Here is a 22,762-nt window from a genome sequence, read left to right as displayed (position 1 = left end):
AGCCAACCGGCCTCTACGGCACCGGCCTCGCCGCCGACGAAGGACTCTGGCAACGCGCAGGCTGGGCCGGACACTCATGACACACCCGAACGCATCCACACGTTTTGGCCAATAACCCGCGATCTCGCGCGGAAACGGAAAAAGCCCCGCTTCCGCGGGGCTCCGAACGCTGGGGTACCTGGACTCGAACCAAGAACAAAGGTACCAGAAACCTCCGTGTTGCCAATTACACCATACCCCAATGGCCGCGCGCCGAAGCTCTGCGAACCAAGAGTCGAGCATAGCAACTCACGGCCTCGAGCGCGAATCCCGGCCCGCCGCATCCGGCCTGCCGAGCCCTTGGGGTCAGTCGCCGACGGACTGCCCCGACACATCGACCGAGTAGCTCACGACGCACAGGCCCTCGCCCGAGCAGCTGACGGCTCCGCTGATGGGGACGCCCATGAGCCCCGCGGCGCCGATCTCCCACGAGATGGGCTCGCCCTGCCGCACGGACTCCGCCGTGCGCGTCGTGAACGCGTCGATGTCGGCCTGGTCGACGTCCCACCCGAAGGCGTCCGAGCCGACCTCGATCGCGTTCATCGCATTCGGGAACTCCGCCCAGCCGACGGGTGCGCGCTGCATGTCGATGCGCGTGACGGTGCCGCGCTCGGTCGTCGCGGTGACGGACGACATCATCTCGGAGAAGTAGCCCTGGCCGTTGAGCCCGCCGCCCTCACCGACGTACATCGTCGTGTCGAGGAAGCCGTAGCCCGGTGCGATGACCGCTTGCGCGTCGTCGGCCATCGAGAGGTCGGCCGCGTCGATCGGACGATCGCTGAGGTTGAGCGTCACGACCTGGTACTGCACGGCGTAGGAGGTGCCCGCCTCGCCGAACTGGGTCGTGTTGTTCGCCGAGACCTCCTCGGGCAGCGCCTCGCGCGGCTGGCCGAGGCCGTTCGCGAGCAGGTGCTGCGTGAAGAGGAAGAGGGCGGCGATGAGGCCGATGCCGATCACGGGCAGCACCCACGAGAGGATGCGCTTGCGGCGCGCCTTCCGCTCGGGCGGCGAGAGCTTCGTCGACGACGAGGGTCGTTCCTCGGTGATCGTCATGGCGTGGCCTCCTTCGCGGCGGTGGCCGCGTGCTCATCAGGGTACAACCGGGGGCCTCGACTCGATACGGCCCTCCGCTTCGCTCGAGTCCCGCTAGAGCTCGCGCGCGATGAGGTCGCGGTTGATGACCGACGCGGCGATCGTGCCGGCGCCCGCGGCGACCGAGAGCTGGCGGAAGCCCGGCGTGACGTCGCCCGCCGCGTAGACGCCCTCGAGCGACGCGCGCTGCGCGCGGTCGACGACGACGAGGCCGTCCTCATCCGTCTCAAGGCCGAGCGGCTCGGCGAACTCGAGCTGCGGGTGCCACCACGGCCGCACGAAGCCGCCGGTGCGGGCGCTGCGCCGGCCGTCCTCGAGCACGATCTGGCGCATGCCGTCGCGATCGCCCTCGATCGCGACGATGGGCGTGCGCTCGAGGGCGACCCCGTGCGCGGCGAGCCTCGCCTCGCCCGCCTCGCTCACCGCATCCGACCCGTTCGTGAACACCGCGAGGTCGTCGGTGTGGCGGCGGATGACCATCGCGCGGTCGACGAGGTCGGGCGTCTCGCCGATGAGGGCGAGCGCCTGGCCGCGCTTGTCGTAGGCGTCGCAGTCCATGCACGAGTGCAGGCTCGTGCCGTACCAGGGGCGCACGTGCTGCGACGCGGGCAGCGTCTCGGACAGCCCCGTCGCGATGAGCACGGCCGACGCCCGCGTCTCGCTCTCGGCGCTCGCGCCGCGCTGCTCGGCCTGCACGGCGAAGCCGCCGTCGACGCGCGCGACCTGCCGCACCGTCGTGCGCTCGAACGACACCGTCGGGTAGCGCAGCACCTCCTCGCGACCCATGCCGCGCAGCTCGAGCGGCGAGATGCCGTCGCGCGTGATGAAGCCGTGCGACTGCAGCGTCGCGGCGTGCCGCGGCCGGTTGGAGTCGAGCAGCGCGACCGAGCGCTGCGCGCGCGCGAGGTTGAGCGTCGCGGCGAGCCCCGCGGGGCCCGCGCCGATGACGACGACGTCGACGTCGGGCTGCATCACGCGCTCGCGGCGAGCCGCTCGATGCGCCGCAGCGTCGACTCGCGGCCGAGCAGCTCGATCGACTCGAACAGCGGCGGCGAGATGCGACGGCCCGTGACGGCGACGCGCAGCGGCGTGAAGGCGAAGCGCGGCTTGATGCCGAGCCCGTCGATGAGCACCTCGCGGAGGACCGCCTCGATCGACGCGGTGTCGAACGACTCGAGCTCGGCGAGCGCGCGGCGCGAGGCCTCGAGCACGGCGAGCGCGTCGTCGCCGAGGCTCGCGACCGCGTCGGCGTCGTGGCGGATGTCCTCGTCGTCGAGGAAGAGGAAGCCGAGCATGTCCTCGGCCTGGCCGATGAGCTGCATGCGCTCCTGCACGAGCGGCGCGGCCTTCGCGAGCAGGGCGCGCTCCTCGTCGCTCGGGGCGCCGTCGAAGACGCGGCCGAGGTAGGGCTCCAGGCGCGCGGCGAAGTCGTCGGCCGCGAGCATGCGCACGTGGTCGCCGTTGATCGACTCGGCCTTCTTCGGGTCGAAGCGCGAGGGGTTGGGGTTGACGTCGGCGACGTCGAACGCGGCGATGAGCTCGTCGCGCGAGAACACGTCGCGGTCGGGGGCGATCGACCAGCCGAGCAGGGCGAGGTAGTTCAGCAGCCCCTCTGGGATGAAGCCCGCCTCGCGCAGCAGGAAGAGGTTCGACTGCGGGTCGCGCTTCGAGAGCTTCTTGTTGCCCTCGCCCATGACGTACGGGAGGTGGCCGAAGCGCGGGATCGCGGTCGCGAGGCCGATGTCGGCGAGCGCGCGGTAGAGCGCGATCTGGCGCGGCGTCGACGAGAGGAGGTCCTCGCCGCGGAGGACGTGCGTGACGCCCATGAGCGCGTCGTCGACGGGATTGACGAACGTGTAGAGCGGCGCGCCGTTCGGCCGCACGACGACGAAGTCCGAGAAGGAGCCGGCCGGGAAGGTGATCTCGCCGCGCACGAGGTCGTCGAACGAGAGGTCCTCGTCGGGCACGCGCAGCCGCAGGCTCGGCTGCCGCCCCTCGGCGCGGAGCGCTGCGCGCTCGGCGTCGGAGAGGTCGCGCTCGAAGTTGTCGTAGCCCTGGCGCGGGTCGCGGCCGCGCTCGACGTTGCGCGCCTCGATCTCCTCAGGCGTCGCGAACGACTCGTAGAGGTGCCCGGCGGCCGTGAGCCGCTCGATGAGCTCGGCGTAGATCTCGCCGCGCTGCGACTGCCGGTAGGGCTCGTGCGGGCCGCCGGTCTCGACACCCTCGTCCCAGTCGATGCCGAGCCAGCGCATCGCCTCGAGCAGCTGCTCGTACGACTCCTGGCTGTCGCGCGCCGTGTCGGTGTCCTCGATGCGGAACACCATCTTCCCGCCGTGGTGGCGCGCGTACGCCCAGTTGAACAGCGCGGTGCGGATGAGTCCGACGTGCGGCGTACCCGTGGGCGAAGGGCAGAAGCGGACGACGACGTCGCCGCCCGTGGCGGTCGAGAAGGGGACGCTCATGATGCCTTCCATCCTAGGCGTGGGAGGATCGATCGATGCCCCGCTCCCGCCCGGACGCCCCTGCCGCGGCCGACCCCGTCGGCGAGCTCGTCGACCGCCTCGAGCGAGCCGTGGTCGCGTCGCCGCGCCGGCGCGCGGAGATCGCGCGCGAGGTCGAAGGCGATCTGCGGGAGGCGGTCGCGGCTCGCGTCGCCGGCGGCTCGGCCGCGCCGGTCGCAGCGGCCGCCGTCGTCGCCGAGTTCGGCGACCCGCGTGCGATCGCGGCCGAGCTCTCGCGCGAGCTGCTCGCGGGGCACGGGCGCCGATTCTCACCGCTCGCCGCGCTCGGTGCCATCGTGCTGCTCGTGGCGTGGTTCGCGGGCATGACGTCGCTCGCGGCGGTGCCGGGCTTCGGCGTGCCCCTCGAGGCAGGGTGGATGCTGCAGGTCTCGCGGGCGCTCGACGTCGCGGGACCGTTCGTGGCGGCTGCCGCGCTCGCCGGCTGGTTCGCGCTGCGCCGCGCCGACTCGCTCGCGGCGCTCGTCGCGGTCGCGGGGCTGCAGCTCGGCTTCACGGTCGCGCTCGTCGCCGGTGCGATCGCGATGGTCGGCGCCGCCGCGGTGCCGCCCGCGGGCATGGGCGTGCTCGTCGCGCTCGTCGCGGTCACGCTGCTCGTCGGCAGCGCGATCGCGGCCGCCGCAGCGGCGCTGCTCGTGCGGTGGGGCGCCGTCAGGCTCGCGCCGCGCCGAGCACTCGCGAGATGACGCTCGAGGTCGCGGCCCAGTCGCTGCGCTCCTCGGCGAGCGCGCGCGAGCCCGCGGGCGTCAGCCGGTAGACGCGCTTCGAGCGGCCGCTCGACGCCCACTCCCCCTCGATGAGCCCGCGGCCCTCGAGCCGCTTGAGCGCCGGGTAGACGGTGCCGCTCGGGAAGTCGAGCGCGCCGCCGGAGCGCTCGCGGATGCGCTCGATCGCGCCGTAGCCGTGCACGGGCCCGTCGGCGAGCACCGACAGCAGCATCGCGTCGACGTGGCCGCGAAGGGCATCAGGGGAAGCCATGCGGGCAGTCTAACCGTGGCCTGCCTGCATATGGAGACAGCCTGCAGCCGGTCAGCCGGTGACGGCCTGCGCGACCACGGGGTTCCGCAGCGTGCCGACGCCCGGCACCTCGACCTCGACCGTCTCGCCCGCGCGCAGCGGCCCGACGCCCTCCGGCGTGCCCATGAGGACGACGTCACCGGGCAGCAGCGTCATCGACGCGGTGATCCACTCGAGCACCGTCGGCGCGTCGAAGATCCAGTCGCTCGAGACGCCGTCCTGGCGGACGTCGCCGTCGACGCGCGTGATGAGCCGCAGCGCGTCGTAGTCGGGCTCCGTCTCGATCGCGGGACCGAGCGGGCAGAAGGTGTCGAAGCCCTTCGCGCGCGCCCACTGCTGCTCCCGCCGCTGCAGGTCGCGCGCCGTGACGTCGTTCGCGACCGTGACGCCGAAGACGGCGTGCATCGCGTTCGCGCGCGTGAGCCGGCGCGCGACCCTGCCGATCACGAGCGCGATCTCGCCCTCGAAGTGGACGTCGGTCGACTCGGGCGGCAGCACGATCGCGTCGTTCGGCCCGATGACGGACGTGTTCGGCTTGAGGAACACGAGCGGCTCGCTCGGCACCTCGTTGCCGAGCTCCGCGGCGTGCTTCGCGTAGTTGCGGCCCACCGCGACGACCTTCGAGCGCGGGATGACGGGCGCGAGCAGCCGCGCGTCGGCGAGCGGCACGCGCTCCCCCGTCGTGTCGAAGCCGGCGACGATCGGGTCGCCGACGAGCACGACGAGCGCGTCGTCGTCGACGACGCCGTAGCCGATGCGCTCCCCGTGCGCGAAGCGGGCGACGCGCATCAGCGGGCCTCGACCATCTGCACCATCCAGCCGTGCGGATCCTCCGCGCGGCCGTACTGGATGTCGGTGAGCTGCTTGCGCAGGGCGAGCGCGACGGGGCCCGCGGGCGCATCCGGGTCGCCGATCGTCTCGGTCGGGCTCTTGAGCGCCGCGATCGGCGTGAGCACCGCCGCGGTGCCGCACGCGAAGGCCTCGGTGATCGAGCCGTCGGCGATGCCCTCGCGCCACTCCGAGAGCGTCACGGCGCGGCGCTCGACGGCGTGGCCGGCGTCGGCGGCGAGCTGCAGCAGCGAGTTGCGCGTGATGCCGTCGAGGATCGAGTCGGACTCGGGCGTCACGAGCGTGCCGTCGGCCTTCACGAGCACGACGTTCATGCCGCCGAGCTCCTCGAGGTCGCTGCCGGACTCGTCGAGGAACAGCACTTGCGCGCAGCCGTGCTCGGCCGCCTGCTGCGTCGGCAGCAGGCTCGCGGCGTAGTTGCCGCCGCACTTCGCCGCCCCCGTGCCGCCCTTGCCGGCGCGGTTGTACTCGGTCGAGAGCCAGATCGAGACGGGCTTCACGCCGCTCGCGAAGTACGGGCCCGCGGGGCTCGCGATGACCATGAAGCGCACCGTCTGCGCGGCGCGCACGCCGAGGAACACCTCGTTCGCGATCATGAAGGGCCGCAGGTAGAGCGAGTTCTCGCCGCCCGCGGGCACCCACGCCTCGTCGACCTCGACGAGCCGGCGGACGGCCTCGACGAAGAGCTCGACGGGCAGCTCGGGCAGCGCGAGCCGCGCGGCGGAGCGCTGCATGCGCTTCGCGTTCTCCTCCGGGCGGAACGCCCACACCGAGCCGTCGGCGCGGCGGTAGGCCTTCATCCCCTCGAAGATCTCCTGGCCGTAGTGCAGCACGGCCGAGGCCGGGTCGATCTGCAGCGGCCCGTAGGGCTCGACGCGCGCGTCGCTCCAGCCGCCCTCGAGCGTCCAGTCGATCGAGACCATGTGGTCGGTGAAGTGGCGGCCGAAGCCGGGCTCGGCGAGCACCGCCTCGCGGGCCTCGGCGGAGGCGGGGCTGGGGTTGCGCGTGAGGGCGAACTCGAGGGTCATGCGTGCTCCTTCGCGGTGGCGCGGCCGGCCTCGGCTCGCGCGCGGATGCGGTCGGCGATCGCGTCGCCGACCTCGCTCGTGGTGCGGCGAGTGCCGTCGCGCTCGTCGATGTCGGCGTCGACGGCGTCCCGGATGCGTCGGGCCGCGTCGGGCAGGCCCGAGTGCTCGAGCAGCAGGCCGGCCGAGAGGATCGCTGCGGTGGGGTCGGCGATCCCGCGCCCCGCGATGTCGGGCGCCGAGCCGTGCACGGGCTCGAACATGCTCGGGAACGTGCCGGCCGGGTTGAGGTTGCCCGAGGCGGCGAGGCCGATCCCGCCGCCGACCGCGCCCGCGAGGTCGGTGAGGATGTCGCCGAACAGGTTGTCGGTGACGATGACGTCGAAGCGGCTCGGGTCGTCGACGAGGAAGATCGTGGCGGCGTCGACGTGGAGGTAGTCGACCGACACCTCGGGGTGCTCGAGCGCGACCTCGTCGACGATGCGCTGCCAGAGCGCGCCGGCGTGCACGAGCACGTTCTTCTTGTGCACGAGCGTGAGGTGCCTGCGGCGCTGCTCGGCGAGCTCGAACGCGAAGCGCACCACGCGCTCGACCCCGAACGCGGTGTTGACGCTCGTCTCGTTCGCGATCTCGTGCGCCGTGCCGACGCGGAGCGCGCCGCCGTTGCCGACGTAGGGCCCCTCGGTGCCCTCGCGGACGACGACGAAGTCGATGTCGCCCGGCTCGCGCAAGGGGCTGCCGATCTTCGGGTGCAGCCGGGTCGGGCGGAGGTTGACGTGGTGGTCGAAGGCGAAGCGCAGCCGCAGCAGCAGGCCGCGCTCGATGATGCCGCCCGCGAGCCGCGGGTCGGCCGGGTCGCCGCCGACCGCGCCGAGCAGGATCGCGTCGTGCTGGGCGAGCGACGCGAGCGTCGCGTCGTCGAGCACCTCGCCGGTCTCGAGGTAGTGCGCCGCCCCGAGGTCGTACTCGGTCTCGACGAGCTCGACCCCGTCGAGCGCGGCGCGCATCGCCTTCCGCGCCTCGAGCGTGACCTCCCGCCCGATGCCGTCTCCTCCGATGACCGCGAGCCGCAGCTGCTGCACAGTTCCTCCCAGGCGCACGCGAGGTGCGCGTCGACCGGCTCCGCACCCGCGCGGAATCGTGCCACCAGCCTACTGTCGGGCCCGGATCCCCCACGACGCTCGCAGGTTCGGCGGATACATTCCGCGCAGGCGCGCTGGTCCCGGGGCGCCCGGACGAATGGAGAGCACCTTGAGCATCGGCTTCGGCATCTTCCTCATGGCCGTCGGCGCGATCGTCGCGTGGGCGGTGCCCGGTCTGTGGCAGCTGGAGGGCGCCAACTGGACCCTCATCGGCTACATCCTGCTGGGCGCAGGCGCCCTCGTGACGCTGTTCGGCATCATCATGGCGGCGCGCTCGGGCCGCTCGAGCCAGGTCTCGCGCTCGCGCGTCGACCCCGACACCGGCATGCGCGTCGAGCGCACCGAGCGCCGCGACGACGTCATCTGAGCCGCCGAGCGCCGACCGGGGCGCGGTTCGCACCGCGCCCCGGCGCGCTCGCGCGGCGGCATCCGCCAGCATGGAGCCGACCGGGCGAGGGCTCGGAAGACGGCGTGCCGCACGCCCAGGATGTCGTCCGCGCGGCCGCCATCGCCGACTACGGCGTGCTCGACGAAGCCTCCGGCGCCGACCTGCGTGGGCTGACGGAGCTCGCCGCCGCGCTCGTGGGCGTGCCGAACGCCGTCATCGACATCATCGACGACCGGCAGCAGCACCAGATCGCCGCGGTCGGCTTCGAGGCGGCCGTGTGCTCGCGCGAGGACTCGATGTGCAGCCGAGTCTTCGAGGGCCCGGACCAGACGATCGTCGCCGACGCGAGCGCGGACGCGCGGTTCGCGCAGGACCCCTTCGTCACGGGTGAGATCGCGGACGTGCGCTTCTACGCATCCAGCCCCCTCCGCACCCCGGGCGGCCTGCCGATCGGGAGCCTGTGCGTCTTCGACGTCGAGGCGCGCGAGCTCGGCGAGGATGGCGCGCGGAGTCGGCGGCCGAGCGCATGGCGTCGCTCGTCGAGGACCTGCTCGACTTCGCCCGCATCGGCGGCAGCGCCCGGCGGCGGCCCGTCGCGCTCGGCGACCTGATGCACGCCGCGGTCGCCGACCTCGACGCGCAGATCGCCGCGGCGGGCGCGACCGTCGACGTCGACGAGCTGCCGGTCGTGCAGGGCGGCGCGACGCTGCTCGGTGCCCTCGCCCAGAACCTGCTCGCGAACGCGGTGACGTTCGCCTCCGCCGACGGCGCGCGGCCGCGCGTCGAGGTGCGGGCAGAGCGCATCTCGGGCGGCTGGCGCGTCACGGTCGACGGCGATGGCCCCGGCGTGCCGGTCGAGGAGCGGGAGCGCGTGTTCGGGCTCATGCAGCGAGCGCGGCGACCGGGCCGACGTCGAGGCGAGTGTCGACGGGCTCGGCAGCGGGCTCTCGACGTGCCGTCGCATCGTGCAGGCGCACGGCGGCCGCATCGGCATCGAGGACTCCGCGTTCGGCGGCGCGAGCGTCTGGGTGCTGCTGCCCGCGGGCGACTGACGGGCCGGCGCCGCAGCCGCCTCAAGCGCGCTCGGCGACCTCGGCGATGCGCTCGGCGAGCGCGCGCGGCTCCGACCACATCGGCCAGTGGCCCGTCGGGAGGTCGACGAGCTCGAGCGCGCGGTGCTCGAGCACGCCGGCGAGGAACGGCACGCCCTGCTCGGCGTATGAGCGGTAGTCGGCCGCGGAGAACGCGGCGCAGATGATCGTGGCGGGCACGTCGAGCCGGCGGTCGTCGCGCAGCGCGGCCGCGTCGCGCACGGCGCCCGCGGGCTCGGGCACGGCGCGCTCGCGGAACTCGTCGAGCTGCTCGTCCGAGAGCCCCTGCATCGAACCCTGCTCGAGCTCATCCTCCCACGCTGCCTCGAGCGGCATCTCGTCGCCCTCGAACGACGCGTCCATCGCGTGGCCGTCGACGACCGGCGCGGTGTCGACCCACACCGAGCGGGCGATGCGGTCGACGTTGCGGTCGATCGCGACGGTCGCGGGCGACGCGGCGCCGCTGTGGGCGACGAGCACGACGGGCTCCTCCCCCGCGATGATCGCCGCCTCGATCGCGGCGACGTGGTCGTCGAGTCGCACGCTCCCGCGATCGGCGCGATCGGGCTCGAGTCCCGGCAGGGTCAGCGCGGTGACGTCGTGGCCGCGCTCGCGCAGCAGCGCGGCGACCTCGTCCCACGCCCAGGCGCCCAGCCAGAAGCCGGGGACGAGCACGATGCGGGCGCGCGCGGCGCCTCCGGTGGTGTCCATGGCGAGACGCTAGCCCGGCCGGCCCACTCGCGCCAGGCGCGCGAGCGGCAGCTCAGTGCTCGGGGTGCCGCAGGGTGCGGAAGGCCACGACCATCGCGACGAGCATGAGGCCGGCCCCGAGGGCGCTCGTGGCGACCACGCCGTGGTCGAACGCCGTCCTCGCGGCCTGGATCACCGCATCCGCCGCCTCGCCCGCGCGCGGAGCCGCCGCGATCGCGCCGCCGAGCGTCTCGCGCGCTGCCGCGGCGACGCCCGCGTCGATGCCCGCCGGGAGCGCGAGGGTCGAGCGGTAGACCGCCGTGACGAGGCCGCCGAGCAGCGTCGTGCCGAGCACCGCGCCGAACTCGTACGCCGTCTCGGAGAGGGCGGATGCGGCACCCGCCTTCGCGGGTGGGACGGCGCTGAGCACGAGGTCGTTCGAGACCGTCTCAGCGGCGCCGATGCCGATGCCGAGCAGCGCGAAGGCGCCGACGATGCCGGCGATGCTGACGTCCTCGCCGAGCACCGCGAGGATGCCGTAGGCGGTGGCGGAGCCGCCGAGCGCGACGACGACCGCGATGCCCGGGTCGAGCGCGCGGACGACGCGCACGACACCGAGCCCGGAGACGATCATCGCGACGACGCCCGGCACGAGCACGAGCGCGGCATCGAGCACCGGGAGCCCCTCGACGAGCTGCAGGTGCTGGGTGACGAAGAAGAGGAAGCCCGTGAGCGCGACGACGCTCAGCAGGTTGACGACGAGCGCGCCGCTGAACTGCGGCACGCGGAAGAGCGCGACGTCGAGCATCGGGTTCGCGCGCCGGCGCATGCGGCGCACGAAGAGCCAGCCCGCGAGCGCCGCGACGGCGACGAGCGCGATGCCCACCGGGTCGAGGCCCGCGACCGCGAGCTCCTTCACGCCCGCCGCGAGGCCGCCGAGCGCGAGCATCGACAGGGCGATGCCGAGCGGGTCGATCGGGCCCGGCGCGGGATCGCGCGACTCGGTGATGAGCAGCGGCGCGAGCACGAGCAGCGGCAGCAGGAACGGCACGGCCATGAGGAAGATCGAGCCCCACGCGAAGTGCGCGAGCAGCAGCCCGCCGACGACCGGCCCGGCGGCGGCGCCGACCGAGAACGCGGTCGCCCACACCGCGACCGCGAGGCGGCGCTGGCCGCGATCGAGGAACGTCGTGCGCAGCAGCGCGAGCGTCGCGGGCATGAGGGTCGCGCCGAACAGACCCAGCGCGGCGCGAGCGGCGATGAGCAGCTCGGCCGTCGGCGCGAACGCCGCGAGCACCGAGACGATCGCGAAGCCCGTCGCGCCGATCAGCAGCAGGCGCCGGCGGCCGACGCGGTCGCCGAGGTTGCCCATCGCCACGAGCAGGGTCGCGAGCACGAGCGAGTAGGCGTCGACGATCCACAGCTGCTGCGCGGCGGTCGGCTGCAGCGCCACCGCAATCTCGGGGAGCGCGAACGAGAGCGCGGTCGTGTCGATCGAGATGAGCAGCACCGGGAGCATGAGCACCGCGAGCGCGCCCCACTCGCGCGCTCCGGCTCGGGTGGGCGCGGCGATGGCGGAGGCAGTCGATCGGGTCACCGGATCACTGTACCGTCCGGACGGTTTGCTGGCAAGGTATGGTGTGGTCGTGAGCAAGGCAACCGACACTCGCGACCGCATCCTCGACGCGTTCGAGCAGCTCGTGATCGAGCGCGGCGAGCGCGCCGGCACCCTCGCCGCGACGGCCGAGGCCGCCGGCGTCTCGAAGGGCGGGCTGCTCTACCACTTCGGGTCGAAGGCCGCGCTCGTCGCGGGGCTCGCCGAGCGCCTCGACCGCTTCGGCGAGGCGGAGGAGGTGCGGCTCGGCGCGCTCGACGACGCGGTCGCCGTCTTCCTCCGAGAGTCGGTGATCGCCGACCAGCCCGTCGACCGCACGCTGCTCGCGCTGCTGCAGCTCGGCCAGCTCGAGGAGCACGCCGCCGCCCGCGACGCCCTCACGCGGCTCGACGACCACTACCTCGCGGCGCTCGAGGCGAGCATCGGCGACCGCGACCTCGCGCTCGTCATCGTGCGCTTGAGCGACGGCATCTACCTCCGCTCGGCGCTCGGCGGCAGCGAGTCGATCCCCGCCGACTCGGTCGACCGGGTGATCGCGCGGCTCGACGGGCTCATCCGCGGCGCGTGAGCGGCTCGCTCAGAGCTCGCGGATCTCGATCTGCCGGATCGTCGTCGCCTGGATCGTCGCGCCGAGCTGCTCGACGAGCGCGTCGGGCGCGGCCTGGTCGATCGTGATGATCGAGAGGGCCTCGCCGCCCGCGCGCGTGCGGGCGATCTGCATGCCGGCGATGTTGATGCTCGCCTCGCCGAACGCCGAGCCGTAGGCCGCGACGATGCCGGGCCGGTCCTCGTACTCCATCACGACGAAGTGGTCGGCCATCGGCACCTCGACCGACTGGCCGTTGACGCCGACGATCTTCTCGACCTGCTTCGGGCCCGTGAGGGTGCCCTCGACGCTCACCCGGCGGCCGTCGCTGCGCGCGACGATCACCTCGACGACGTTGCGGTACTCGTCGCTGCGCTCGTCGGACGTGAGCTCGCTCGTCACGCCACGCGACTCGGCGATGACGGGCGCGTTCACGAACGTCACCTGCTCGCTCACGATCGACGAGAAGAAGCCCTTGAGCGCCGCGAGCCGCAGCACCTTGACGTCGTAGGCGGCGAGCTCGCCGTGCACCGCGACGTCGACCGCCTCGACGGGACCGGCGGCGAGGCCGGCCGCGAACTGCCCGAGCCGCTCGGCGAGCGCGATGCCGGGTCGCACGTACTCGTCGATGACGCCGCCGGCGACGTTCACCGCATCCGGCACGAGGTCGCCCGAGAGCGCGAGCCGCACCGAGCGCGCGACGGCGATGCCGGCCTTCTCCTGCGCCTCGTCGGTGGATGCGCCGAGGTGCGGCGTGACCTGGATGTTCGGCGCGCTCGTGAGGGCGTCGTCGGTCGGCGGCTCGGTGACGAAGACGTCGATGCCCGCGCCGGCGATCGTGCCGCTGCGGAGCGCCTCGGCGAGCGCCGCCTCGTCGATGATGCCGCCGCGGGAGGCGTTCACGATGCGGAGCGTCGGCTTCGCGAGCGCGAGCTCGGCCGCGCCGATGAGGCCGACGGTCTCGGGCGTGCGCGGGATGTGGATCGTGATGAAGTCGCTCTCGGCCATGAGCTCCTCGAGCGAGCGGAGCTCGACGCCGAGCTGCGCGGCGCGCGCCGGGCTCACGAACGGGTCGTAGGCGACGAGCTTCGTGCCGAAGGCCGCGAGCCGCTCGGCGACGAGCACGCCGATGCGGCCGAGGCCGACGATGCCGACGGTCTTCTCGTAGAGCTCGACGCCCGTGAACGCCGACCGCTTCCACTCGCCTCGCTTGAGGGACGCATCCGCCGCCGGGATGTGGCGCGCGAGGCCGAGGAGGTGCGCGATCGCGAGCTCGGCGGCCGAGACGATGTTGGAGGTCGGCGCGTTGACGACCATGACGCCCGCCTTCGTCGCGGCGGGGATCTCGACGTTGTCGAGGCCGACGCCGGCACGGGCGACGACCTTGAGGCGCGGCGCGTGCGAGAGCGCTTCGGCGTCGATGCGCGTCGCGCTGCGCACGAGCACGGCGGATGCGTCGGCGAGGGCTGCGAAGAGCGCGTCGCGGTCGGTGCCGTCGACGTGGCGCACGTCGAAGTCGGGCCCGAGGGCGTCGACGGTGGCGGCCGAGAGCTCCTCGGCGATCAGGACGACGGGCTTGGTCATGCTGGGCTCCTTGCACGGATGGAGGGTTCGCGATCGCGGACAGCACCTCGTCGTGCCGAGCACAGCCTACTGAGGGGCGGGTGCCGCGCCGAGCGCGCCGCTCCGAGCCGGCGGCCGCGCCCTGCGCGAGCGGTCACTTCCGCGTGTGAGCGGTCACTTCCGCGTGTGAGCGGTCACTTCCACGAGTGAGCGGGGCTCGGACTTGACCGGTCACGCGCCGAGATGACCGGTCACGCGCCGAGTTGACCGCTCGCGCGCGGAGTTGACCGCTCAGCGCGGTGCGGCGCAGCGGACGCGGTTCGAGAGGCACCACTCACCTGCAGGAGGCGCCACTCGGCCGCGGCGGCCGGCCGGGGCGGGCGGGATCGCGGCGCGGGGTGCGGGATGATGGAGGCGATGGACGCCTTCGCTCTCGCGCAGCTCGTGCTGCGCATCATCCTCGCCCTGGTCTTCGTCGGCATGGGCATCACCCACTTCGTGCCGCGCGTGCGCCGGGCGATGCAGGCGATGATCCCCGCTGGCCTCGCTGGCCCCGACCGGCGCTGGGCGCCCGCGCTCGTCGCGGTCTCCGGGGTCGCCGAGATCGTCGGCGGCGCGGCGCTGCTCGCTCCGTGGTGGGGCGTGCGCTTCGCGGCCGGCATCGCGCTCATCGCGCTGCTCATCGCGGTGTTCCCCGCGAACGTGCAGGCCGCGCGCGAGCCCGAGCGCTTCGGCGCCGCCGCGGTGCCGATCGCGCCGCGCGCGATCGGGCAGGTCGTGCTCGGCGTGCTCGTGCTCGTGTCGGTGATCTGAGCGAGCCGAGCCTGCTCAGCCGCCGAGCGCGGCGACCGCGATCTGGCGCGCGAGCTGCTCGGCGAGCAGGCTCGCCTGCGCGCTCACCGCGAGCGCGACGAGCATGATGCCCGCCTTCGCGACCAGCCGCATCCGCCGCCCGATCCAGAGCGCGAGGGCGAACAGCACGACGGGCAGCGCGACGCTCGCCACGAGCAGCCACCACGGGGTCGACGCCTCGATGCCGGCGCTCGCATAGAGGAGCGGCAGCTGCTGCAGGTTCGTGACCGCCTCGACCGTGTCGTAGCCGAACGCGAGCGCGAACAGCAGGGCGACGATCCACGCGTCGCCGGGCCGCTCCTCGTGGGGCTGCCGGGCGCTCACGCGAGCACCCCCGCGACGAGCGGCCACGGCGCGGTGATGACGAGGCCGGCGAGCCACCACGGCGCGCGGCGGGCGAGCGGCGCGAGCCGGTCGACGCACCACCACCACAGCAGCGGCGCGATGAGGGCGAGCAGCTCACCGAGCTGGTACATCACGAGGCCGAGCAGGCTCGGCTGCTGCACGGGGTTCGCGACGACGATCACGATCCAGCCGGCGGTCGCGGCGAGCGCGAGCACGAGGGCGATCCACCCGAGCGGGCCGCGGTGTCGCGCCTCGCGGACGACGGGGGCGGATGCGCGGGGTCGCGCGCCGTCGTCGTCGGCGGAGGACTCGAGGTCGAGGTCTTCGTCACCGTCCCAGCGGAGGGCGTCGTCGTCGCGGCTCATCCCTCCCAGCCTATCGGGGCGCCGCGACGCGCCCGCGGGGCGGAGTCACGGCGCGAGGTCGAGCAGGCTCGCGCCGATGCGACCGACGCCGGAGTCCTGGTTCGAGAGCACGATCGCTGCCGTGCCGTGCATGACGTCCACGAGCAGCACGCTCGAGAAGCTCCCCGTCCTGCCGTCGTGTGACAGGACGCGCGCGTCAGGGTCCTCGTCGATGCGCCAGAAGTAGCCGATCGCCACGCCTCCGCCGATGTCGATCGCGTCGATCTGGGCGGCACTGCCGGTGAGCTCGCCGTCGATGACCGCCTCGCCGAAGCGGATGAGGTCCTCGAGGGTCGCGTGGAGTCCGCCCACCGGCGCATAGGCGCCGAGCGATGTCGGCTCCACCGCGACGCCGGCGCGATCGAACCCGCCCGCGTGCGCGGTCGAGACATCCGCATCGTCGAGCGGGAGCGACGCGCCATCGAGGCCGAGCGGCTCGAGCAGGCGATCGGCGAGGAGCGTCGGGTAGTCGACGCCCGCGGCCGCGGCGAGCGCCTGCCCGAGGAGGGCAGCACCGATGTTGCTGTAGAGGTAGCCCGGCTCCGACTGGATCTCGAGGCCGCGCGCATGCGCGAGGAGGTCGTCGAGCGTCGCGTCGATCCCATCGCCACCCGCCTCGATGTCGGCCATCGCCGCGTCGACGATGGCCGGATCGGTCGGGAAGCGCGGCAGTCCCCCGGTGTGCGCTGCGAGCGCGCGGAGGCTCACGGCCCCGACGGGAGCGTCGCCGATCTCGAGGTGGTCGCCGAGCGCGTCGCCGAGCCGCACCTCGCCGCGCTCGACCGCCTCGGCGAGCAGCTCGCCCGTGAACACCTTCGTGATCGACCCGACCTCGAACACGGTCGACGCATCCGCGCGGATGTACGCCGTGCGCACGCCGCTCGCGTCGATGAGCGCGGCGGCGGCACGCTCCGTCGGGCCGGCGAACGAGCGCCGGACGAGCTCGAGGAGCTCCTCGTCGCCGAGCTCGGTCGAGTCGCTGGCCGACGGAGTCGCAGCAGCGGGGCGCTCCGACGGCTCGGCACTCGTGCCGCTGCATCCGCCGACGGCGACGATCGCGACGATGGCGAGACTCGCGATCGAGGTGAAGGGCGCTGGCTCGACGGCCACCCTCCAAGCGTAGGAGCCGATGCGCGCGCCGTCACTCCCCCATCGCGCGGGCGCCGCCTCACGTCGCCAGGTCGCTGAGCCACGTGATCGAGGCGCCGTGCGGGCCGACGGCGGCGATCGGCTCGGCGTCGCGGCGCAGCACGAAGTCGCCCGCTCCCGCCCACGGCGCGGGCGGGCCGATCTCGAGCGAGGCGCCCTCGTTCGCGACCCACGTGACCTGCAGGTCCGCCATCAGGTCGGCGAAGGATGCGCGCTCGAACGCCGAGACGTAGGCGAGCACCGCGGAGTGCCAGACGACGACCGTCGGGGCGTGCCGGCCGGCCTCCTCGACGATCGCGCGCGTGTCGACCGTGAGGTCGCCGCGCCGCACGTCCGCCGGCTCCCGCCGCGCGATCGCGAGCGCGGTGCGCAGCCGGTCGACGCGCGCCCCGTCGAGCCCGCCCGACGCATCCGGCCACACGAGCGCCTCGAGCCACGCCCTCGTCGCCGGATCGGCCGGGTCGAGCGGCTGCAGGTCGATGCCGCCGCGCCACGCGACGACGGGCGGCCTCGCGGGCAGCGGCGTCGAGGGCGACGCGTCGGTCTCGAGCAGCGGCAGCGCGGCATCGCCGACGTACCGGCCGGCACCGAAGCGGTAGCGCCAGCGATCGGGGTAGAGGCACAGCCCCGCCGACGCGCCGACCTCGACGAGCGCGATCGGCCCCTCGAGGTGCGCGATCGCGGGCAGCAGCGTCGCCATGCGCCTCGCCTCGTTCGTCTGCGTCAAGCGGGCGAGCATCGTCGATCGGATGCGCTCCCACGCCCCGGCGATCATCTCGCGCGCGTCGCTCCACGGCACGAGCGGGACGCCCTCGAAGCGCGCGGCGGCGAAGAGCAGGTTGGGCTGGCGCTTGATGGGCTCGAGCTGCGCGAGCGCCGCGCACAGCGGCTCGTCGTCGGCCACGCCGCGCGCCCACTCGGCGTAGAGGGGCGAGCGGCCGTCCGCCTCGACCGCCGCCCAGCGGCGGTACGACGCGGCCACGGATCCCGGCTGGGTGACGTCGTCCACGGCGACCACCTTGCCACGGCCGCCGCGACCGCTCAGCCGGCGACGGGCTCGCTCGCTCGCGGGGCGCGGCGGAGCGAGCGCAGCGGGCAGTCCGCGGGGCCCTCGAGGCGCGAGCCGTCGGGCGCGAAGCGCGAGCCGTGCGCGACGCAGTCCCAGCTGCGATCCTGCGTGTTCCAGGCGACGAGGGCGCCCACGTGCGGACAGTGGGCGGAGACCCGCCGGGTCTCGCCGTCGACGGTCGACGTCGCGACGAGCCGGAGACCCTCGCGGCCGAGCTCGCCCTCGCCCTCCGCGGGCGTGCTCGCGGGCTGCAGGGCCGACGCCGTCGCGCGCGCATCGGCGGCGACGACCGCGCCGAAGGCGCCCGCGGCCTTGCCGAGCGCGGCGACCGTCGTGCCGCGCCGGCGGAGCGTGCGGGCCCAGTCGGGCTCCTCGCCCGCGATGCGGCCCGCGAGGGCGATCGCGCTCATGGCGCCGCTCGACATGCCCCACTTGTCGAAGCCGGTCGCGAGCAGCACGCGGCCGCGCGAGCCGGGGCGCGCGCCGATCCACGGCAGCAGGTCGGGCGTCGCGTAGTCCTGCGCGCTCCACACGTGCGTGCGCTCGGCGTCGGGCCAGTGCGACCGCACCCAGGCGTCGAGCTCGGCGACGAGCCGCCGCGGGTCGGCGTGCCTCCCGACGGCGTGGCCGGGGCCACCGGCGACGAGCACGTCGCCGCCGGGTCCGGCGGCGGTACGGATGGAGCGGCTCGGCGAGTCGACGCTGATGGCCATGGGCTCGGGCAGCGGCGCGGCCGTGCGGTACGCGGCGGCGTAGGAGCGGCTCGCGGTGAGCAGCGCCGAGGTGGCGCGCGCCGGCACCGGCGAGCCGGTCGCGAGCACCGCGGTGCCTGCGCGCCAGGATCCGACGTCGGTCTCGAGCTCGACGCCGCGGCCGACGGCGCGCACCGAGCGCACCTGGGCGCGCACGATCTGCCCGCCATGCGCGCGCAGCTCCGCGGCGAGCGCCGAGAGCATCGCGACGGGCTGCACCTGCGCCTGCTCGACGAGCTGGATGGCGCCGGCCACGCGGAACGGCAGCGCCTCGGCGCCGCTCGACTCGACCGGGATGCCGAGCCCGCGCGCGGCCTCGACCTCGCGCTCGAGCGACGCGACGCCCTCTGGCGTGAAGGCGAACGAGATCGCGGTGCGCTCCTCGGCGGGCGCGCCGCGGGCGGCGAGCAGGCTGCCCAGCCGCAGCTGCCCCGCGAGCGAGCCCTCGACGAAGGCCTCGACCGCCTCGCGCCGAGCGAGCCCGAGCGCGCGGTGCAGCCGGTCGCCCTGCAGGAGGCTCACCTTCGCGGTCGTGTTGCCGGTCGCGACCGCGCCGACGGCCTCGCGCGCCTCGAGCACGACGACCCGCGCGCCCCGGCCCGCGAGCAGCGCCGCGGTCATGAGCCCCGTGATGCCGGCGCCCACGACGGCGACGTCGGCGTCGCGCCGCCCCGCCTCGTCGAAGCCGATCGAGGGCGTGGTGTCGAGCCAGAGCGAAGCCATGGCGCTCACTCAAGCGCCCGCGCCTGGGTGCCCGCAGTGAGCGGCCGGAAGGCTGCGCTCAACCTGCCCGGCTCGCCCGCTGCGCCGCCTTCGCGGCCTCCTTCGCCGTGTCGCGCGCCTTCCGGAGCGTCTGCTCGCGACGCTCGAGCTCACGCAGGCGCTGCTGCGTCTGCTTGCGCAGCGCGATGCCCGCACGCAGCTCGGCCTCGGCGCGCTCAAGCGCAGCGGCGGCATCCGCCGGCGGATCCGGGGGCGCGACCTCGCGACCCTCGCCTCGCTCGAACGTCGCCGCCACGCCCTCGAGCCAGATGGCGAGGCCGAGGGCGAGGTCGTCCTGGGCCGGATCCACCGGGATCGGCATGCCCTCGGGCACCTCGAACAGGTATGTGCCGCTCGCGACGAGCGGCGCGAGGTCAGGGAAGCGACCGGGCGTCGCGGCCTCGCGCACCACGGCGCGCGTGCCCTCCCCGAGCGCGTTCGCGGGGTCGAGCACCTCTCGCATGACGGCCGCGTGCCCGCGCACGAACGTCGACAGCGAGGTCAGGAGCATGAGCCGCTCCTCCGGCGTCGCCGGCAGGCTGCGCATCGCGCGCAGCGCCGCGTCTGCCACCCGCATCTGCTCGGGCATGAGGAGCGCCTCCGTCGACACGGGGATGTCGAGGGCCCACGGATGCGCGCGGTAGACGTCGAGGAGCCAGCGGCACCACTGCTCGAGACCGGCGCGCCAGTCCTCGTCGTCGACCGCGACGACGTCGCGCGCGATCGCGTCGATCATGAGCACGTGCAGGTCGTCCTTCGAGGCGACGTAGCGGTACATCGCCATCGTGGTGTAGCCGAAGGCCTGCGCGACGCGCTGCATCGTGACGGCCGCGAGCCCCTCGGCGTCGGCGATGCTGATCGCGACCTCGACGATGCGCTCGAGGCTCAGCTCGCGCTTCGGCCCGCGTTGCGGGAGCTCCTCCGCGCCCCACGCGAGCGCCACCACTCGCGCCACGTCATCCGCCACGCCGCTCCCTCCGACGACTCGAGGCTAGCGCGGCGACTGCGTGCGTGGCACACTGCGTGTCACGCATACTGTTTATTTAATACACAGAAGGGGATGCGATGGGTGCAGTCATCGAGGTCGAGGGCCTCACGAAGTCCTACGGGAGGAATCCGGTGCTGCGCGCCGTGGACCTCCGCGTCGACGGCGGCGTCGTCGCGCTGCTCGGCGCGAACGGCGCTGGCAAGTCGACGCTGCTGTCGATCCTCACGACGCTCGAGCGCGCCGACGGCGGGGTCGCCCGAGTGCTCGGCATCGACGTCGCCCGGCATCCTTCGCTCGTGCGGCGACGCATCCGCGTCACGAGCCAGGCCGCGTCGATCGACGACCTGCTCACGGGTCGCGAGAACCTCGTCATGCTCGCGCGACTGCTGGGCCTGCCCTCCCGAGCGGCTCGGGCTCGCGCGTGCGAGCTGCTCGAGCGCCTCGACCTCGAGGACGCCGCCGACCGGCGCGTCGGCCGCTACTCGGGCGGCATGCGCCGACGGCTCGACCTCGCCGCATCGCTCGTCGACCGGCCCGAGGTGCTCTTCCTCGACGAGCCGACGACGGGCCTCGACCCCGTGAGCCGCGCCCGGCTGTGGGACGACGTCCGGGCGCTCGCGGCCGAAGGCACGACCGTGCTGCTCACGACGCAGATGCTCGACGAGGCCGAGGCGCTCGCCGATCGGATCGCGGTGCTGCGCGACGGCCGGATCTTCGCGGAGGGGACCGCGCGGGAGCTCGCGGCGCGCGTCGGCGGGGTGACCGTGGTGCTCGTCGATGCGGCTGGCCGCGTCGTGCGCGCGCTCGAGACGGATTCGAGCGCCGGATCGCTCGGCAGCGCCCTCGCGGCGCTCGCGCCAGCGGAGCACGGGCTGCGGGTCGAGCTGCGCTCGCCGACCCTCGACGACGCCTTCGCGGCGATCGTCCGGCGCGAGGAGGCGGCGGCGTGAGCGCCGTGGCGCTCGAGCGCCGAGCCGGCGCCGCTCCCCTCGCCGCGGCGAGCGTCTTCGTCGGCCGGAGCCTCCGGCACAGCCTCCGCGACGGCGAGGGCCTCGTGATGGCGATCGCGCTCCCGGTACTCGTCATGCTCATGTTCACGCTCATCTTCGGCGGCGCGATCGAGACCGACGGCTCCTACATCGACTACGTCGTGCCGGGCATCGTGCTGCTGTGCTCGGGCTTCGGCGCCGCCTCGGTCGCGGTCTCGGTGAGCCGCGACATGACGGCCGGCGCGATGCGCCGCTTCCGCAGCCTGCCGATCGTCGCCGCGACCGCGCTCGCGGGGCACGTCGTCGCGAGCCTGCTGCGCAACCTCGTCGCGACCGGCGTCGTGATCGGCGTCGCGCTCGCGATCGGGTTCCGCCCCTCGGCGAGCGCGATCGAGTGGCTCATCGCCTTCGCGCTCGTGTCGCTCTGGATCCTCGCGATCACGACGCTCTTCGCGTTCGTGGGCCTCGTCTCGGGCAGCCCCGAGGCGGCGAACGGCTACGGCTTCGGGCTGCTGTTCCTGCCCTACCTCTCGAGCGCGTTCGTGCCTGTCTCGACGATGCCCGAGTGGCTGCAGCCCGTCGCGACGCACCAGCCGATCACGCCGCTCACCGAGTCGCTGCGTGCGCTCCTCATGGGCGGCGATCCGGGCGCTCAGCCGCTCTCGGCGCTCGCGTGGTGCGTCGGGATCGTGCTGGCCGGTGCGCTGCTGATCGCGTGGCGCTTCCCCCGCACCGCGGCGCGCTGAGCCCAGGACGCGAGGAGGGGACCCCGCTGGGGGTCCCCTCCTCGGATCAGGCGTGGGTCAGCGGGCTGCCGAGCCGTCCGTGTAGTCGGCGTCGGGCTGCTCCCAGGCGAAGAGCGCACGCAGCTTCTTGCCGGTCTCCTCGATCGGGTGGCCCTGCTGCTGCTCGCGCAGCTGCTTGAACTCCGGTGCGCCCGCGTCCTGGTCCTCGATGAAGCGCTTCGCGAACGCGCCCGACTGGATGTCGGCGAGCACGGCCTGCATGTTCTGCTTCACGTCGGGGCTGATGACGCGGGGGCCCGAGACGTAGTCGCCGTACTCGGCGGTGTCGGAGATCGACCAGCGCTGCTTCGCGATGCCGCCCTCCCACATGAGGTCGACGATGAGCTTGAGCTCGTGGAGCACCTCGAAGTAGGCGATCTCGGGCTGGTAGCCGGCCTCGATGAGCGTCTCGAAGCCGTACTGCACCAGCTGCGAGGTGCCGCCGCACAGCACGGCCTGCTCGCCGAACAGGTCGGTCTCGGTCTCCTCCGTGAAGGTCGTCGTGATGCCGCCGGCGCGGAGGCCGCCGATCGCCTTCGCGTACGACCACGCCGTCTGCCACGCCGAACCCGACGCATCCTTCTCGACGGCGACGATCACGGGCACGCCGCGGCCGGCCTGGAACTCGCGGCGCACGGTGTGGCCCGGGCCCTTCGGCGCGACGAGCACGACGTCGACGCCCTCGGGCGCCTCGATGTAGCCGAAGCGGATGTTGAAGCCGTGGCTGAACAGGAGCGTCTTGCCCTCGCCCATGTGCTGCGCGACCTCGTCGCTGTAGATGTGGCGCTGGTGCTGGTCGGGAGCGAGCAGCACGACGACGTCGGCCCACTCGGCGACCTCGGCGGGCGTGCCGACCTCGAAGCCCTGCTCGGTCGCCTTCTGGCGGCTCTTCGACTCCGGCTGGAGGCCGACGCGCACCTCGACGCCCGAGTCGCGCAGGTTCTGCGCATGCGCGTGGCCCTGCGAGCCGTAGCCGATGATGGCGACCTTCTTGCCCTGGATGATGCCGAGGTCGGCACCGTCGTCATAGATGACCTCAGTCATGCTGTCT

Annotated in this window: 25 protein-coding genes, 1 tRNA gene and 1 pseudogene; 9 read left to right on the top strand and 18 right to left on the bottom strand. The window is 73.8% G+C overall.

What is annotated here, in order from left to right:
- Positions 1-169: 169 nt before the first annotated feature.
- The 4 genes from ACP7BI_RS02535 to gltX form a co-directional block, all read right to left on the bottom strand.
- A tRNA-Gln gene (locus tag ACP7BI_RS02535) sits at positions 170-241 on the bottom strand.
- 104 nt (positions 242-345) lie between these two features.
- Positions 346-1,092 carry a hypothetical protein gene (locus ACP7BI_RS02530; RefSeq protein WP_425843533.1) on the bottom strand — a complete coding sequence of 249 codons (747 nt, stop codon included), beginning with the start codon at positions 1,090-1,092 and terminating at the stop codon, positions 346-348.
- 93 nt (positions 1,093-1,185) lie between these two features.
- The gene (locus tag ACP7BI_RS02525; RefSeq protein ID WP_425843532.1) at positions 1,186-2,103 is read right to left on the bottom strand and encodes an NAD(P)/FAD-dependent oxidoreductase; all 918 of its coding nucleotides are present in this window, start codon (positions 2,101-2,103) and stop codon (positions 1,186-1,188) included.
- Complete coding sequence (gltX, locus tag ACP7BI_RS02520) at positions 2,103-3,593, bottom strand: glutamate--tRNA ligase (RefSeq protein ID WP_425843531.1); 1,491 nt, start codon at positions 3,591-3,593, stop codon at positions 2,103-2,105. The genes ACP7BI_RS02525 and gltX overlap by 1 nt, the downstream gene beginning before the upstream one ends.
- A gap of 35 nt (positions 3,594-3,628) precedes the next feature.
- Between gltX and ACP7BI_RS02515 the strand changes: the two genes are divergently transcribed.
- Positions 3,629-4,336, top strand: a complete 708-nt coding sequence (locus tag ACP7BI_RS02515; protein ID WP_425843530.1) for a permease prefix domain 1-containing protein — start codon at positions 3,629-3,631, stop codon at positions 4,334-4,336.
- Here ACP7BI_RS02515 and ACP7BI_RS02510 read toward each other — a convergent pair.
- From ACP7BI_RS02510 to ACP7BI_RS02495, 4 genes are read right to left on the bottom strand one after another with little or no spacing between them, the layout of a single operon-like run.
- Positions 4,302-4,628, bottom strand: a complete 327-nt coding sequence (locus ACP7BI_RS02510; protein WP_425843529.1) for a helix-turn-helix transcriptional regulator — start codon at positions 4,626-4,628, stop codon at positions 4,302-4,304. The genes ACP7BI_RS02515 and ACP7BI_RS02510 overlap by 35 nt on opposite strands.
- A gap of 51 nt (positions 4,629-4,679) precedes the next feature.
- Positions 4,680-5,456: a fumarylacetoacetate hydrolase family protein gene (locus tag ACP7BI_RS02505; protein WP_425843528.1), complete on the bottom strand. Its 777-nt coding sequence runs from the start codon at positions 5,454-5,456 to the stop codon at positions 4,680-4,682.
- Positions 5,456-6,544: a branched-chain amino acid aminotransferase gene (locus tag ACP7BI_RS02500; protein ID WP_425843527.1), complete on the bottom strand. Its 1,089-nt coding sequence runs from the start codon at positions 6,542-6,544 to the stop codon at positions 5,456-5,458. The genes ACP7BI_RS02505 and ACP7BI_RS02500 overlap by 1 nt, the downstream gene beginning before the upstream one ends.
- On the bottom strand, positions 6,541-7,623 hold the full coding sequence (locus ACP7BI_RS02495) for a 3-isopropylmalate dehydrogenase (protein WP_425843526.1): 1,083 nt from the start codon (positions 7,621-7,623) through the stop codon (positions 6,541-6,543). The genes ACP7BI_RS02500 and ACP7BI_RS02495 overlap by 4 nt, the downstream gene beginning before the upstream one ends.
- Positions 7,624-7,792: 169 nt before the next feature.
- Here ACP7BI_RS02495 and ACP7BI_RS02490 point away from each other — a divergent pair, with 169 nt between their 5' ends.
- From ACP7BI_RS02490 to ACP7BI_RS02475, 4 genes and pseudogenes are all read left to right on the top strand, one after another.
- Complete coding sequence (locus ACP7BI_RS02490) at positions 7,793-8,050, top strand: DUF6458 family protein (RefSeq protein ID WP_425843525.1); 258 nt, start codon at positions 7,793-7,795, stop codon at positions 8,048-8,050.
- Between the two features lie 104 nt (positions 8,051-8,154).
- Positions 8,155-8,682 (top strand): hypothetical protein, encoded by a 528-nt coding sequence (locus ACP7BI_RS02485; protein ID WP_425843524.1) that lies wholly within the window; start codon positions 8,155-8,157, stop codon positions 8,680-8,682.
- Positions 8,598-8,903 (top strand): annotated as a pseudogene (locus ACP7BI_RS02480) (sensor histidine kinase); the annotation flags it as partial. The gene ACP7BI_RS02485 and the pseudogene ACP7BI_RS02480, both read left to right, overlap by 85 nt.
- Positions 8,904-8,907: 4 nt before the next feature.
- The gene (locus tag ACP7BI_RS02475; RefSeq protein WP_425843551.1) at positions 8,908-9,123 is read left to right on the top strand and encodes an ATP-binding protein; all 216 of its coding nucleotides are present in this window, start codon (positions 8,908-8,910) and stop codon (positions 9,121-9,123) included.
- A gap of 21 nt (positions 9,124-9,144) precedes the next feature.
- Here ACP7BI_RS02475 and ACP7BI_RS02470 read toward each other — a convergent pair whose 3' ends face one another.
- Both ACP7BI_RS02470 and ACP7BI_RS02465 read right to left on the bottom strand, forming a co-directional pair.
- Positions 9,145-9,873, bottom strand: a complete 729-nt coding sequence (locus ACP7BI_RS02470; RefSeq protein ID WP_425843523.1) for an esterase/lipase family protein — start codon at positions 9,871-9,873, stop codon at positions 9,145-9,147.
- 52 nt (positions 9,874-9,925) lie between these two features.
- Positions 9,926-11,530 (bottom strand): MFS transporter, encoded by a 1,605-nt coding sequence (locus tag ACP7BI_RS02465; RefSeq protein ID WP_425843522.1) that lies wholly within the window; start codon positions 11,528-11,530, stop codon positions 9,926-9,928.
- Between ACP7BI_RS02465 and ACP7BI_RS02460 the strand changes: the two genes are divergently transcribed.
- The gene (locus ACP7BI_RS02460) at positions 11,499-12,035 is read left to right on the top strand and encodes a TetR/AcrR family transcriptional regulator (protein WP_425843521.1); all 537 of its coding nucleotides are present in this window, start codon (positions 11,499-11,501) and stop codon (positions 12,033-12,035) included. The two genes, ACP7BI_RS02465 and ACP7BI_RS02460, sit on opposite strands and share 32 nt — an antisense overlap.
- A 9-nt stretch (positions 12,036-12,044) precedes the next feature.
- Here ACP7BI_RS02460 and serA read toward each other — a convergent pair whose 3' ends face one another.
- Positions 12,045-13,637 carry a phosphoglycerate dehydrogenase gene (gene serA / locus ACP7BI_RS02455; RefSeq protein WP_425843520.1) on the bottom strand — a complete coding sequence of 531 codons (1,593 nt, stop codon included), beginning with the start codon at positions 13,635-13,637 and terminating at the stop codon, positions 12,045-12,047.
- A 396-nt stretch (positions 13,638-14,033) separates the two neighbouring features.
- Here serA and ACP7BI_RS02450 point away from each other — a divergent pair, with 396 nt between their 5' ends.
- A complete protein-coding gene (locus ACP7BI_RS02450) occupies positions 14,034-14,429 on the top strand; it encodes a DoxX family protein (protein ID WP_425843519.1) in 396 nt (131 codons plus the stop codon).
- Between the two features lie 15 nt (positions 14,430-14,444).
- Here the strand turns inward: ACP7BI_RS02450 and ACP7BI_RS02445 are convergent, their stop codons facing one another.
- From ACP7BI_RS02445 to ACP7BI_RS02420, 6 genes are read right to left on the bottom strand one after another with little or no spacing between them, the layout of a single operon-like run.
- On the bottom strand, positions 14,445-14,792 hold the full coding sequence (locus ACP7BI_RS02445) for a hypothetical protein (protein ID WP_425843518.1): 348 nt from the start codon (positions 14,790-14,792) through the stop codon (positions 14,445-14,447).
- Positions 14,789-15,178 carry a hypothetical protein gene (locus ACP7BI_RS02440; protein WP_425843517.1) on the bottom strand — a complete coding sequence of 130 codons (390 nt, stop codon included), beginning with the start codon at positions 15,176-15,178 and terminating at the stop codon, positions 14,789-14,791. Before ACP7BI_RS02440 ends, ACP7BI_RS02445 begins: the two co-directional genes overlap by 4 nt.
- 45 nt (positions 15,179-15,223) lie before the next feature.
- Positions 15,224-16,327, bottom strand: coding sequence for a serine hydrolase domain-containing protein (locus ACP7BI_RS02435; protein ID WP_425843516.1), 1,104 nt, complete (start codon positions 16,325-16,327; stop codon positions 15,224-15,226).
- Positions 16,328-16,385: 58 nt separating this feature from the next.
- Positions 16,386-17,375 (bottom strand): DUF2332 domain-containing protein, encoded by a 990-nt coding sequence (locus ACP7BI_RS02430; RefSeq protein ID WP_425843515.1) that lies wholly within the window; start codon positions 17,373-17,375, stop codon positions 16,386-16,388.
- Positions 17,376-17,407: 32 nt separating this feature from the next.
- Positions 17,408-18,910, bottom strand: a complete 1,503-nt coding sequence (locus ACP7BI_RS02425) for an FAD-dependent oxidoreductase (RefSeq protein WP_425843514.1) — start codon at positions 18,908-18,910, stop codon at positions 17,408-17,410.
- 58 nt (positions 18,911-18,968) lie between these two features.
- Entirely contained in the window at positions 18,969-19,916 is a 948-nt protein-coding gene (locus ACP7BI_RS02420) for a TetR/AcrR family transcriptional regulator (protein ID WP_425843513.1), read from the bottom strand.
- Between the two features lie 98 nt (positions 19,917-20,014).
- Between ACP7BI_RS02420 and ACP7BI_RS02415 the strand changes: the two genes are divergently transcribed.
- Entirely contained in the window at positions 20,015-20,887 is an 873-nt protein-coding gene (locus ACP7BI_RS02415) for an ABC transporter ATP-binding protein (protein WP_425843512.1), read from the top strand.
- Positions 20,884-21,672: an ABC transporter permease gene (locus ACP7BI_RS02410; protein WP_425843511.1), complete on the top strand. Its 789-nt coding sequence runs from the start codon at positions 20,884-20,886 to the stop codon at positions 21,670-21,672. Before ACP7BI_RS02415 ends, ACP7BI_RS02410 begins: the two co-directional genes overlap by 4 nt.
- A gap of 57 nt (positions 21,673-21,729) precedes the next feature.
- On the opposite strand, the gene ilvC is transcribed toward ACP7BI_RS02410, so the two are convergent.
- The gene (gene ilvC / locus ACP7BI_RS02405) at positions 21,730-22,755 is read right to left on the bottom strand and encodes a ketol-acid reductoisomerase (protein WP_425843510.1); all 1,026 of its coding nucleotides are present in this window, start codon (positions 22,753-22,755) and stop codon (positions 21,730-21,732) included.
- Between the last annotated feature and the right edge of the window lie 7 nt (positions 22,756-22,762).

Source organism: Agrococcus sp. TSP3-2-1 (genome assembly GCF_049897585.1).
Classification (GTDB): Bacteria; Actinomycetota; Actinomycetes; order Actinomycetales; family Microbacteriaceae; genus Agrococcus.
This window is presented reverse-complemented; position numbering and strand designations above follow the sequence as displayed.